We start from the raw sequence: 12,934 nt of genomic DNA on the forward strand, positions 1-12,934 counted from the left end.
TACCAACGCCGTTGAAAACAGCGATGAGATCACAATCCGACGCGGAATCGAGTGGCGGAATCGAATCCCTCGCTGACCGGAGTGTTACTAAATCAACTGGCCGATAACCCCGGTTTTTGTGTGACGAAATCGAGGTTAAGCGTCTAACGAAATCGACATACCCTCGACGGTGGGGGCCTAGGATGTGGGGTCACCGAAAGTCTTGGCGACTTGCGCTACGGTGGGGATGGGGTGGGGTGGGTGGGCCGAAAGTCTTGGCGACTTGCGCTACGGGTGGGATGGGGTGGGGGGCCGAAAGGGATCACCGAAAGTCTTGGCGACTTGCGGTGCGAACGGGGAGGGGGTGGGGGCACACGCTGATCAGGAACCGAAGGCCAGATTCCGCACACCCAATGATTTCGCCCAGGCCGGGTCGATCGCGACCAATCTTTCCGTCGGCGGCAGGGTCATCATCGCGTGCATTCGGCCGCGGAACCGGTCCAATTCGTCGCCCAAATGCGAATCGACCCACTGGATGATCGCATCATCCTGGGACGATTGCGACTTGTACCCCAGCCGTGCTGCGGCCGACCGACCGGCGGCGGCTGCGGCGCCGTCCAACATGGGATTGCACCAATCGTCGATGGCGACCCCCGTGGCCCCCAACAAAACCAATTTGACGGCGTCGTCCGGCGAGATCGGACCAGGGACGATCCACAGCGGCATCTCAGGCACCTTTTCGTGCTCCATCCACAATCGGGCACGGCGAGTCATGAAAGCCAACATCAGCCCCGACATCGGCACCTGATCGGCTCTTAGGATCACTCCGTCCGGCTTTTGCCGAATCACCCCAGGCAGTTCCTGGTCCATTCGAAAGGGGGACATCGCGACAAAAACGGCAGCCGATGGTGCCAACAATCGCAACTGTTCCAACTTGGATCTCAGCCCATCCAACGAATCGACATCGGGCGGAAAGGTTCCCGCGGGCACCCAACTGCCGCCGGCCACCGGATGATCGTCATCGGCGGCCTCCCAGCGTTGGATCTGTTCAGGCGAATACGCAAACCGCCCCGATTGGTCGGTCGCGATGGTCAGCCGGACATCGATCACCGACGTGCCTGCAAAATCATCGATCGACAATCCATAACGTTCGGGCCGATAGGGCGTGATGCGGGGCAGCGGACGCAGCCGACAAGCGTCCGCAGACTCTCCCGCCGGCGCACCTTCATCACGCGCCCCCGAATAGTGGCCCATCAGAAACGTCGACGCATCGTCTGCGGCAGCAAAATCTCGCCGCATTCCCGAAACCGCGATGCCCTGGTTCGCCGTGATGCGTGCAACGACATCGGCCGTTGCCGGAGGCACGCTATGCCAAGGTGGGTCGTACCAGAACAAGGGACTATCGAAAACGACATCCGCGTGATCGGCACGTGCGATCGCCGTACCAGAGGACTGCACCGGAGCGGCGACCCAGGGGGAGCCGGCGGCGGGTGTTTGGAACACCAACTGGCGAAGTCGATCGGTGTCGACAAAGTGGTCTGATGATGTGGACGGGTGACTTATCGCCATTTTGGATTCACCTCGCCACGACTGGCCCGTTCGGCAAGAATCATGGCTTCGGGGACGATCCGCCGAAACTCTTTCGCGTCGCCACGAATCGATGCATTGATCAGTAACAGGCCCAGCTGCAGTTGTTCTCGTTTTCGCAGCGGAGCCTCCACCACTCCTTCGGCCAGACTTTTTACTTTGCCCCGGATGAACACCGACACGTTGCTCATCGCATCCCCGACGTGGTGCCCGGCATCGCCGCCGATCACGATCATCCCGCTGAGCGCGCCGACGCCGCACTGATCCCCCACGTTGCCACGGACAAAGATATTCCCGCCTCGCATCGCCCCACCGCAGCGATCACCCGCCGACCCGTAGATCGCCAGCGTGCCGCCGGTCATCGCAGCCCCGGCTCCGATTCCCGCATCGCCACGAATCCGCACCGCACCGCTGATCAATCCTTCGGCGACGCCGTTGCCAACAGCGCCACTCAACCGCACTTCGGCATCGGCTCCCCACGCAAAGGCATGGTTCCCCAGCGGCCCATCGACTTGGATCCGCACCGCGTGGTGGATCCGCATCAGTGCATGGTCTTGGCCACAGGCGCCGGTCACATGGACCTGCGTTAGTTTCTGGTCTTCGGGTGCCAGCGGAACCGCTGCGATCGCGGCTCGCAAATCTTCGTCGCTGATCGACGCCATCGAAAAACGATGTTCGGGCAGCGCAAGCACGTCCTCGTGCGATGATGGGGAATCGGCATCAGGATGAGGATCGACCGGCATGAACAGCGATTAGCCCAAGGGAAATGGAAGAAACAGTTCAGCAGTGCTAGACACAAACGCCGCGTTGATGGCGACCCCCGACGAGGGAACACGCAAAAAAAGGTGCCCGCGTCCGTCCTAAGGTAATCCCAGCACAGCGCGAACGATGGCTTCCATCTTAACCTCTGCGGCGCGGCCCGCCTGTAGGACTTCTTCGTGATCCGCTTTCACCGGCCGATCCGGGTTGGCAACGTTGCTGACCATCGACAATCCCAAAACCCGCATGCCCCGGTTCGAAGCGGCCAAAACCTCTGGAACCGTGCTCATCCCCACCACATCGGCCCCCAGCTTTCGCATCATCCGATACTCGGCTCGCGTTTCGTAGGTGGGTCCGAATGTTGCCAAATAGGTCCCTCGGTAGGCGGCAAATCCGGTATCCACCGCCACCTGCATGGCCGTTTTGGACATCGCGGTGTCGTAGGTTGGCCCGGAATGGGTACGACCGAAGCATGGAACGGACTGCTTGGAATTCCAAGCGAAGGTGCCTGTCATGAAATTGATGTGATCGGCAATCACAACGATGTCGCCGACCGAAAGTTTCGGCGAGACGCCACCGGCCGCGTTGCTGACAATCAACCGCGACGCCCCCATCGCGTGCATGACGTCAACGGGAAAGGTGACGTCATCGTTGGACCAGCCCTCGTACCGGTGGAACCGGCCGGCCATCGCGACCACGGGAACCGCGTCGATGGTGCCCAACACCAACTGACCACGATGGCCTGCGGCGGTGGATGTACCGAAGCCGGGAATGTCGCCAAAGGGAATCGCCACGGGGTCTTCGATCTTGTCGGCCAGCCCACCTAGGCCGCTGCCCAAAATGATCGCGGCGCTGGGCGACAGGTTGGCACGCGACTGAATCCAGTCGGCTGCAGCGGAGATTTTAGGCGTCAATGCGGTTCTCGATCAGGATGGCAAACGTGTCAGCTAAGCGATGCGGGTTTGGCCCACTTCGCCAACGATCCCGCGAACGATCGCGACCAACCGAGGCGCCGCATCGTTGGCCGTTGCAATGATCTCCGTGACGTCGGCGGGTTTCAAGGCATCGGGCAAACACATGTCGGTGATCACACTAAGCCCAATCGCTTTGATACCACAGTGAACGGCCACGATCGTTTCCGGCACCGTGCTCATCCCCACCACATCGGCGCCGATCATGCGTAGATAGCGGTATTCGGCACGCGTTTCCAGGTTGGGCCCGGCCACGGCAACGAATACACCCTTGTGCAGCCCCATTCCCTGATCACGCCCGATTTTGATCACACGGTCCACCCATGCTTGATCGTAGGGCTCGCACATGTCGGGAAAGCGCGGACCAAGCCGATCATCGTTGATGCCGATCAACGGGTTGTCGCCCATCAGGTTGATCTGGTCTTCGATGACCATGATGTCCCCGTTTTGGAAGTACGGGTTCAGTCCGCCGCAAGCGTTGCTAACGACCAACAATTCGCATCCGAGTTCCTTGAAGACGCGAACGGGCAACGTGATCTGTTTTAGCGGATAGCCTTCGTACATATGAAAGCGACCTTCCATCACGACCACGGGAACGCCATCGAGTGTCCCGCAGACCAATCGGCCTCGGTGACTGGTCGCGGTCGAAGTCGGAAAGTGCGGGATGTCACCGTATTCGATCGACGCGGTGACTTCGATTTCTTTGACGAGATCGCCCAACCCGGTGCCCAGAATGATGCCGACTTGGGGGACGACCGTGAATTCTTTTCGAATTGCGGCGGCGGCTTCTTGGATTTTGTCGTAAAGGTCAAGCATCGCAGAATCTGCACACGAAGGGGGGGGCAAACGAAATCCGCCGGGTGTGACGGCCTGCGAATTAGACCACGGTCCCACGACCGCTTGTAGGGCATAGCGTTTTGCCGCCGCCCAGGGCGCTGCGTTTCCGCGTGCTGCGTTTCCGCTTCGATACGACTCTTGCTAAAACATGCCAATCGCCTGACCGCATCATCGCCTGTCCAGACTCATCTTCTCTTATCCAACATCCAACGATCATGTCTGCACCGTCCCCGGAAATCTTCGAGAAGCTCGCCTCGTTCTATCTTGGCCGTCACTACGACCTCAACGGAGGCAAATTGCAGGACGATCTGCTGATGTACGACGCCAAAGACCTGTGCACGCATGCGATGTGTGTCGGGATGACAGGCAGCGGCAAAACCGGGCTGTGCCTGTCGCTGTTAGAGGAGGCTGCGCTCGACGGGATCCCGGCGATCTGTGTCGATCCCAAGGGCGACTTAGCGAACCTGTTGCTGACCTTCCCCGAGATGCGTCCGGAAGATTTCAAGCCCTGGTTGGAACAGGCCGACGCGACTCGCAAGGGCAAGACGCTGGACGAATTGGCTACCGACACCGCCGCAACCTGGAAAAAAGGGCTGGCGTCGTGGGGCCAGACCCCGGAACGAGTGCAACGATTCAAAGACGCCGTTGACATCGCGGTCTACACACCCGGCAGCAACACGGGCCTGCCGTTGACGGTGCTGAAAAGCTTTGACGCACCACCGCCCGAGATGCTGGACGATAGCGACGCGATGCGCGAGCGAATCACCGGTGCCGCATCGGGACTACTGACGCTGCTGGGGATCGACGCAGACCCACTCTTGTCGCACGAACACATTTTGATCTCGTCCATTTTCAGTCACTGTTGGCGTGAAGGACGCAATGTTTCGATCGGCGACTTGATCGGATTGATCCAATCGCCGCCGATCCAGCGAGTCGGCGTGTTGGACTTGGATTCGTTCATGCCATCGGCCGATCGATCGAAGCTGGCGATGACGCTGAACAACCTGTTGGCATCCCCCGCGTTTTCGACGTGGCTAGAGGGCGAAACGCTTTCGATCCAACGATTGCTGTACACGCCCGAAGGGAAACCACGTCTGACGATCCTGTCGATCGCTCATCTGAGTGACAGCGAACGGATGTTCTTTGTCACGATCTTGTTGAACGAGCTATTGGCATGGATGCGAACCCAAAGCGGAACCAGTTCGCTGCGTGCGATGTTCTACATGGACGAAGTGGCGGGTTACTTTCCGCCGGTCAAGAATCCACCGACCAAACCGCCGATGCTGACACTGCTGAAACAGGCTCGCGCGTTCGGACTGGGCATCACGCTGGCGACGCAAAACCCCGTCGACTTGGACTACAAGGGACTCTCCAATATCGGAACCTGGTTCTTGGGTCGGCTGCAGACCGAGCGCGACAAGGCACGCGTATTGGAAGGCCTGGAAGGCGCATCGGCAGAGTCCGGTCAACCTTTCGATCGCAATGCGATGGAACAGATGTTGGCTTCGTTGGGCAACCGCGTGTTCTTGATGAACAACGTGCATGACGACGGGCCCAGTGTGTTCCAAACCCGATGGGCGATGTCGTTCCTGGCCGGCCCCTTGGCTCGCGATCAGATCAGCCGTTTGATGGCCGACCGCAAAGCGGCGGTGGAATCGTCGCGTCAGGCCGAAGGCGAATCGGTCGAAAGCGATGCCGCCACTCCATCGCGACCGGTCGCCCCCAGCGGCGTCGAAGAACGTTTTCTAGCGTCCAACGTGGTGGCCGGTGACGATGTCCGGTTGATCTACCGACCGGCGATCTATGCCGAAGGTTCGCTGCACTACGTCCGCAGCAGCGCTGGCGTCGACATGTGGATCGACGCCAAACGGATGGTGTCATGCGCCACAGGTGTCCCCGATGATTTCTGGGAATCCAGCAAGCCGTTGCCGGTGGATGCCGATTGGGTGTCGGAACCCGAGGACGATTTCCAGTTCAGCGACCTGCCGACGGAATTGATGAGCGCCGCGAACTTTCGGTCGCTGGAGAAGCAACTGAAAGACTACCTGTACCGTCACCACACGATGACGCTTTACAAAGGGCCGCTGATCAAAGAGTACGCGCCGGGCGGTTCGACCGAATCTCAGGCACGCGCTCATTTTAAACAGTCCGCTCGCGAGGCCCTAGATCTGGAAACCGAAAAGCTGCGTGAAAAGTACGCGGCCAAAATGAAGTCGATCGATTCGAAGATGCAGACGGCACAGGAGCGGGTCGACCGCGAATCGGATCAGTACAACCAAGCCAAGATGTCATCGATCATTTCAGTCGGCGCATCGATCTTAGGTGCTTTCCTGGGCAACAAAGTGGCCAGCCGCACGAACGTGTCAAAGGTGTCGACCGCGGCCCGTGGCGCCAGCCGCGCCGCCCAACAACGAAGTGACGTCGTTCGCGCCGAAGAATCGCTGAAACAACTGGCGATGGACATGCAGGATCTGGACGCCGAACTGAACGAAGAACTCGAATCGCTGGGCAATCGCTATCGGGTCGAAGTTTGGGAACTGGAAACTCTGGTCATCCCGCCGCGCAAGGGCGACCTGAAAGTGACCGACCCAATGATCCTGTGGACGCCATGGCAGGTCGACAAGCACGGGATCGCAACCCGGATGTACTAACTGCCCAATTGAGCGAGCTTTTCGCTGGCGCGTCCTTCGTCGATCGCGGCCGCTGCCATCTTGGCTCCATCGGCCACCGTGGGCACCTTGCCGACCAACAGCAATGCAGCCGAGGTACCGGCGATCACGGTGTCGCGGCAGGGGCCGGGCTCAGCGGCGAAGATGCGGCGAATGATGGCGGCACTTTCCGATGGGTTGGCGGCCGCCAATGCATCGGCGCCGACGGGCAACAATCCAAAGTCGCTTGCCGACCAGGTCAACGTCTGCTGGCCGCCCGAGGTCACCTCCACCGCCGTCGTGGTCCCATCCAACGAAACTTCGTCCTGTCCATCATCGGCGTGAATCACAAACGAACGGGTTGTCCCCAGCTGGTGGATGGCTGCGGCGACCTTGGTTTGCGCATCCGGCGTCGACGTTCCCAACAATTGGTGGGTCGCCCCGGCCGGGTTGCACAGCGGGCCCAACAGATTGAACAACGTCTTGACCCCCAACTTTCGCCGTACACCGACAACGTGCCGCATGGCCGGGTGCAACTTGGCAGCGAAACAGAAACAGATGCCAATCGAATCGAGACGTTGGGCAACCGCGTCGGCTTCGGATTCGATCCGCACGCCCAGTTCTTCTAAGACGTCGGCTGATCCGCTAAGGCTGGTGGCTTTCCGGTTGCCGTGCTTGGCGACCGCGACACCGCAGGCGGCCGCCACGATGGCGACAGCGGTCGAGATATTGAAAGTCCCGCTGCCACTGCCGCCGGTTCCACAAGTGTCCAGCAGGACGTCGTGATGGTGCGAAATCCGTGTCATGTGGCGACGCATCGCAGTCGCCGCCCCCACCAACTCGGCCACCGATTCCCCTTTTGCACGAAGCGCCAACAAGAGTTCGCCGACAGCATCCTCGCTGGCGTCCCCCCGCAGCATCGAATCGATCAGGTCGCTGGTCTGGTCGACCGCGAGGTCTTCGCCGCGGTGGGCTTGGTCGATGGCCGATTGAAACGAGGGGGCTGGGCTGGCAGACATCAGCGAAGAACCGCAATGAGAGGGGGGTAGGGAGAGCGACGATATCGAGGGTTAGTCGTGGGTGATCGAGTGAACCATAAGCAAACCGTCCGAAATAGCAATTCGCACAGCTTCTGTGACGACGATACCTCGATTAGCCAAGAACCCGAGCAAAGTGGAGGAGATTCGGGGTCGCCCGATCAACACCAAAATTCTAGACTTGTGAAATGACACGCAAGATTATCATCGATTGTGATCCCGGGATCGACGACGCCATCGCGATTTTGATCGCCCTATTTGACCCTCGCGTCGAGGTGCTGGCTATCACAGCAACGGCCGGCACGGTGGAAGCCCAACAGGCGACCCGCAACGTGACCGCGCTAGTCAATCACCTGGACCCCGCCCGGTATCCGCGGATTGGGACAGCGACGCCGTCGGAAAACGCACCGGTGCTGGACGACAGCCACCTGAACGGCCCTGAAGGGCTAGGGGAATGCCGTTTCGAAGCCTCCGGCCGCCAGCATCCGACGCCCAGTGAAAAGATCATCAGCGAACTGGTCCACCAGCACCCCGATGCCATCACGCTGGTTTGTCTGGGGCCGCTAACGAACCTAGCACGATTGATTCGCCGCGAACCTTCCGCGATTCCCCTGATCAACAACATCGTCATCAGCGGCGGTTCGATCGGCTATCCGGGCAATGCGACGACCATCGCCGAACGCAACATGTTCTTTGACGCGCAAAGTGCCGCCGAAGTCTTTGCGTCGGCGACGACCAAGAGTCTGGTGCCGTTGGACGTGACCGAAGAAGTCCTGTTCGGTGTCGACCTGCTGGAACACCTGCCATCGAAGTTCAGCAAAGCGGGCGACTTGTTGCACAAGATGTTGCCCTTCGCCTTTCGCACCGCTCACCAGAAACTGGGTCGCGAACTGATCCCGTTGTACGATGCGACGACGATGTTGAGCGTGATGGAGCCGGAATTGTTCGAATGGGAAGGCATGGCTGGCAAGGTGGAAACCAAGGGCGAACTGACTCGCGGTGCAACCGTGTTCGACCAACGACTTCGCCGCGAATGGCCCATGAACATGGAAGTCGCCGTGGAAGTCGACGTCGACGAAGCCCAAGCCGCGATCACTCGATCGCTGAAATACGCCGGCCAAAAAACCTAAGACCCGCGCGAATCGGCACCGACGGTTCCAGGTGCAAGAAAACCGGACCGACGGGAAGACGCAGTTGCGCAAGCATCGATTCGTAGCGAGACTCGCCAAGAGTTTCGGCCAAGGACGTGGGACCACCGAAAGTCTTGGCGACTTGCGCTACGAATGAACGCCGGTGCCTGTAGCGAGACTCGCCAAGAGTTTCGGCCAGGAACGTGCGACCACCGAAAGTCTTGGCGACTTGCGCTACGAATGAAAGCCGGTGACTGTAGCGAGACTCGCCAAGAGTTTCGGCCAGGGACGTGGGAGCACCGAAAGTCTTGGCGACTTGCGCTACGAATGAAAGCCGGTGCTCGTAGCGAGACTCGCCAAGAGTTTCGGCCAGGGACGTGCGACCACCGAAAGTCTTGGCGACTTGCGCTACGAATGAAAGCCGGTGCTCGTAGCGAGACTCGCCAAGAGTTTCGGCCAAGGACGTGGGATCACCGAAAGTCTTGGCGACTTGCGCTACGAATGAAAGCCGGTGCTCGTAGCGAGACTCGCCAAGAGTTTCGGCCAAGGACGTGCGACCACCGAAAGTCTTGGCGACTTGCGCTACGAATGAAAGCCGGTGCTCGTAGCGAGACTCGCCAAGAGTTTCGGCCAGGGACGTGGGACCACCGAAAGTCTTGGCGACTTGCGCTACGAATGAGAGCCGGTGCTCGTAGCGAGACTCGCCAAGAGTTTCGGCCAAGGACGTGGGACCACCGAAAGTCTTGGCGACTTGCGCTACGAATGAAAGCCGGTGCTCGTAGCGAGACTCGCCAAGAGTTTCGGCCAGGGACGTGGGACCACCGAAAGTCTTGGCGACTTGCGCTACGAATGAACGCCGGTGCTCGTAGCGAGACTCGCCAAGAGTTTCGGCCAAGGACGTGGGACCACCGAAAGTCTTGGCGACTTCCGCTACGAATGAAAGCCGGTGCCTGTAGCGAGACTCGCCAAGAGTTTCGGCCAAGGACGTGCGACCACCGAAAGTCTTGGCGACTTGCGCTACGAATGAAAGCCGGTGCTCGTAGCGAGACTCGCCAAGAGTTTCGGCCAAGGACGTGGGAGCACCGAAAGTCTTGGCGACTTGCGCTACGAATGAATGCCGGTGCTCGTAGCGAGACTCGCCAAGAGTTTCGGCCAGGAACGTGGGACCACCGAAAGTCTTGGCGACTTGCGCTACGAATGAACGCCGGTGCTCGTAGCGAGACTCGCCAAGAGTTTCGGCCAGGGACGTGGGAGCACCGAAAGTCTTGGCGACTTGCGCTACGAATGAAAGCCGGTGCTCGTAGCGAGACTCGCCAAGAGTTTCGGCCAAGGACGTGCGAGCACCGAAAGTCTTGGCGACTTGCGCTACGAATGAACGCCGGTGCCTGTAGCGAGACTCGCCAAGAGTTTCGGCCAGGGACGTGGGACCACCGAAAGTCTTGGCGACTTGCGCTACGAATGAAAGCCGATGCTCGTAGCGAGACTCGCCAAGAGTTTCGGCCAGGGACGTGGGACCACCGAAAGTCTTGGCGACTTGCGCTACGAATGAAAGCCGGTGCTTGTAGCGAGACTCGCCAAGAGTTTCGGCCAAGGACGTGGGACCACCGAAAGTCTTGGCGACTTGCGCTACGAACGAAAGCCGGTGCTCGTAGCGAGACTCGCCAAGAGCTTCGGCCAAGGACGTGGGAGCACCGAAAGTCTTGGCGACTTGCGCTACGAATGAAAGCCGGTGCTCGTAGCGAGACTCGCCAAGAGTTTCGGCTTAGGACGTGGGAGCACCGAAAGTCTTGGCGACTTGCGCTACGAATGAAAGCCGGTGCTCGTAGCGAGACTCGCCAAGAGTTTCGGCCAAGGACGTGCGATCACCGAAAGTCTTGGCGACTTGCGCTACGAATGAAAGCCGGTGCCTGTAGCGAGACTCGCCAAGAGTTTCGGCCAGGGACGTGGGATCACCGAAAGTCTTGGCGACTTGCGCTACGTAGAGTGTGGTTTCGGCCAAGTTGTGAATGGCCGAACGTCTTGGCGACTTGCGCTACGGGTGGGCCAGTTACGGGCGGCGGCTATTCGGTGACCATGGATGGTTCGTAGCCGTATGCACCACGATTGATCAGTTCTCGTTCGGCGTAATCGGGCAACGCCAAATGCAACTCCGTTTCCTCGTGCTGACGCGGGCCGTAGCCGTTGTGGATCACGTGTGCGACCAAGGCGACGATCAACTCGCTGCGTCGCGATTCCTGCGATTTCCGGCGAAACAGATGGCCCACGACGGGGATGTTCCCCAGCCAGGGAACCATCGCTTGGTCCAACACATTGTCTTCACGGATCAACCCGCCAATCACGACGCCACCACCATCGGGGATCATGATGGTCGTTTGCACCTCGGTTGTTTCCTCTTCGGGAAAACCGCTGGCCAAAATCTTGCCGCCTGACACCTTGGGCAACACCGACATGACCACGTTGCCATCGTCGGTAATGGTTGGACGCACCGTCAGCACCACCCCCACGTCTAGAAATTCAACGGACTGAACCGTCGTCGTTTGGACAGTTGTGGCGACGGCATAAGGCAACCGCTGGCCGATCTGGATCTTGGCTTCCTGTTGATTGATGACCGACAACTTGGGCGACGCCAGCGTCCGTGAATTGGTGCATTCCCGGATCAATTCCAGCAGCCCCGTCATGTCGCTGCCCTTGAGCCGCAGTGCGACCGATGGCCCCGACTCTGCGTCGTCGGCAAATCCGCTACCTTCTAATTCAATCTGACTGTTGCCCGCCCGCACCAACGTTTTCAGGTTGATGCCGTGCCGCTCGGCGTCGGTCAACGAGATTTGCATGATGTGGGCTTCGATCAACACCTGCTTGGGTGGCACATCGATCTGAGCAATGTATTGTGCGATTCGGGCGTGGGCCGCTGGCGTATCTTCGATTACAAGCGTTTCGCGTGTCCTCATCTGATCAATCGGATCCGACTGACTGACGAACGCATTGCCAACCGGCGACAGCAGACTATTGGCCACGTCTTCGACGTCATTGGCCGAGATATAGTTCAGCGGGTAGACCTGCAGATACCGTCCCTGCACGCGTGGATCCATCCCGGGGATTCGACCACCGGTGACGTACAGCATGTTGTCCACTCGGTGCCACGAAAACCCAGCCACACCCAGGATCGCGTCCAAGACTTCATCCAGTCGCGCGCCACGGATACTGACGGTCAGTGGACCGCCCACGTCGGGTGCCAACGCCAGGTTCAAACCATGGTGTTCGGCGATCATGCGAAGAACAGCGTTCAGATCGGCGCCTGTCGCGACCAGATAAACGAGTTCGTCGTGAGTCGAAAGCTTCACGCCCTCGGGAACTGGCACTCTAGCGATCGGGATCAAATCCGCGTCGTTCATATCGCCCTGTGCGGCGACCTGCTGGACCGCGGTTGGGCGAACCCTGCGCCACAACTGGGACACCTCGGCAGCCGTTGGGTAGGCCGACGCGGATTCCAGATCGCGAAGCACTGCCACTTTCGGTACTGCGGAAGTGCTGCCAACGATGGGCAATTTGGATGGACGCTGCTGCGGTTGGTACAGCTGGACCCGATGCGGAGCAGTTCTAGGCGAAACCGAGCCCGGCGACTGCCCCGACGCAGGTGCGCAACAGACAACGCACAGCATCAGAACTCCCCCCGTCAATATTGCCCAAATGTTCTGCATGGTCGCCTAACTGAAGTTACCCCTCTCGGCTTGGGTGTGATTATCGAACCAGCCGTTACGATCGGTATCGGCATTCACCCTGATACGAATCGAACCAAATTGACCATCGGGTGATCAAAAGAGCATCCGCTGCGGTTATCCGCAGCTTCGCTGGCCGATGGTCAAGCGAGCGGAGCGCCCAGCGGTTAATCTATTCCGGCTGATCGTCGGATCTGCCATCAAATTGACTGCCCGTTTGCCAGCAAACCTCAATGCCAGCAAATGATGCCTCGCGTCCGTGATGTTCGG

The 12,934-nt window shown here is 59.6% G+C and carries 10 protein-coding genes; 2 read left to right on the forward strand and 8 right to left on the reverse strand.

Annotated elements, in window-relative coordinates; all coding sequences use genetic code 11:
* Window positions 1-360: 360 nt before the first annotated feature.
* From K227x_RS27450 to K227x_RS27465, 4 genes are all read right to left on the reverse strand, one after another.
* Window positions 361-1,548 carry a hypothetical protein gene (locus tag K227x_RS27450; RefSeq protein WP_145175585.1) on the reverse strand — a complete coding sequence of 396 codons (1,188 nt, stop codon included), beginning with the start codon at window positions 1,546-1,548 and terminating at the stop codon, window positions 361-363.
* Complete coding sequence (locus tag K227x_RS27455) at window positions 1,539-2,309, reverse strand: tributyrin esterase (protein WP_145175588.1); 771 nt, start codon at window positions 2,307-2,309, stop codon at window positions 1,539-1,541. Before K227x_RS27455 ends, K227x_RS27450 begins: the two co-directional genes overlap by 10 nt.
* A 117-nt stretch (window positions 2,310-2,426) precedes the next feature.
* Window positions 2,427-3,239, reverse strand: coding sequence for a purine-nucleoside phosphorylase (locus tag K227x_RS27460; RefSeq protein ID WP_145175591.1), 813 nt, complete (start codon window positions 3,237-3,239; stop codon window positions 2,427-2,429).
* 33 nt (window positions 3,240-3,272) lie between these two features.
* The gene (locus K227x_RS27465) at window positions 3,273-4,112 is read right to left on the reverse strand and encodes a purine-nucleoside phosphorylase (RefSeq protein ID WP_145175594.1); all 840 of its coding nucleotides are present in this window, start codon (window positions 4,110-4,112) and stop codon (window positions 3,273-3,275) included.
* Window positions 4,113-4,348: 236 nt separating this feature from the next.
* Here K227x_RS27465 and K227x_RS27470 point away from each other — a divergent pair, with 236 nt between their 5' ends.
* On the forward strand, window positions 4,349-6,784 hold the full coding sequence (locus K227x_RS27470; protein ID WP_145175597.1) for an ATP-binding protein: 2,436 nt from the start codon (window positions 4,349-4,351) through the stop codon (window positions 6,782-6,784).
* Here the strand turns inward: K227x_RS27470 and trpD are convergent.
* A complete protein-coding gene (gene trpD / locus K227x_RS27475; protein ID WP_145175600.1) occupies window positions 6,781-7,800 on the reverse strand; it encodes an anthranilate phosphoribosyltransferase in 1,020 nt (339 codons plus the stop codon). The genes K227x_RS27470 and trpD overlap by 4 nt on opposite strands.
* A 206-nt stretch (window positions 7,801-8,006) precedes the next feature.
* Here trpD and K227x_RS27480 point away from each other — a divergent pair, with 206 nt between their 5' ends.
* Window positions 8,007-8,948, forward strand: a complete 942-nt coding sequence (locus K227x_RS27480; protein WP_145175605.1) for a nucleoside hydrolase — start codon at window positions 8,007-8,009, stop codon at window positions 8,946-8,948.
* On the opposite strand, the gene K227x_RS27485 is transcribed toward K227x_RS27480, so the two are convergent.
* The 3 genes from K227x_RS27485 to K227x_RS27495 all read right to left on the reverse strand — a co-directional run bounded on the left by K227x_RS27485 (window position 8,911) and on the right by K227x_RS27495 (window position 12,457).
* Window positions 8,911-10,626 carry a hypothetical protein gene (locus tag K227x_RS27485; RefSeq protein ID WP_145175608.1) on the reverse strand — a complete coding sequence of 572 codons (1,716 nt, stop codon included), beginning with the start codon at window positions 10,624-10,626 and terminating at the stop codon, window positions 8,911-8,913. The genes K227x_RS27480 and K227x_RS27485 overlap by 38 nt on opposite strands.
* 84 nt (window positions 10,627-10,710) lie before the next feature.
* Window positions 10,711-10,947 carry a hypothetical protein gene (locus K227x_RS27490; protein WP_145175610.1) on the reverse strand — a complete coding sequence of 79 codons (237 nt, stop codon included), beginning with the start codon at window positions 10,945-10,947 and terminating at the stop codon, window positions 10,711-10,713.
* Between the two features lie 61 nt (window positions 10,948-11,008).
* Window positions 11,009-12,457: a type II secretion system protein GspD gene (locus tag K227x_RS27495; RefSeq protein WP_218933586.1), complete on the reverse strand. Its 1,449-nt coding sequence runs from the start codon at window positions 12,455-12,457 to the stop codon at window positions 11,009-11,011.
* Window positions 12,458-12,934: the final 477 nt, after the last annotated feature.

The organism is Rubripirellula lacrimiformis, from assembly GCF_007741535.1.
Taxonomy (GTDB): domain Bacteria; phylum Planctomycetota; class Planctomycetia; order Pirellulales; family Pirellulaceae; genus Rubripirellula; species Rubripirellula lacrimiformis.

Bases quoted from the DNA above. Each gene is read 5' to 3' on its own strand.
- K227x_RS27470 (WP_145175597.1), top strand. From the start codon at position 4,349: ATGTCTGCACCGTCCCCGGAAATCTTCGAGAAGCTCGCCTCGTTCTAT.
- K227x_RS27465 (WP_145175594.1), bottom strand. From the start codon at position 4,112: ATGCTTGACCTTTACGACAAAATCCAAGAAGCCGCCGCCGCAATTCGA.
- trpD (WP_145175600.1), bottom strand. From the start codon at position 7,800: ATGTCTGCCAGCCCAGCCCCCTCGTTTCAATCGGCCATCGACCAAGCC.
- K227x_RS27450 (WP_145175585.1), bottom strand. From the start codon at position 1,548: ATGGCGATAAGTCACCCGTCCACATCATCAGACCACTTTGTCGACACC.
- K227x_RS27480 (WP_145175605.1), top strand. From the start codon at position 8,007: ATGACACGCAAGATTATCATCGATTGTGATCCCGGGATCGACGACGCC.
- K227x_RS27455 (WP_145175588.1), bottom strand. From the start codon at position 2,309: ATGCCGGTCGATCCTCATCCTGATGCCGATTCCCCATCATCGCACGAG.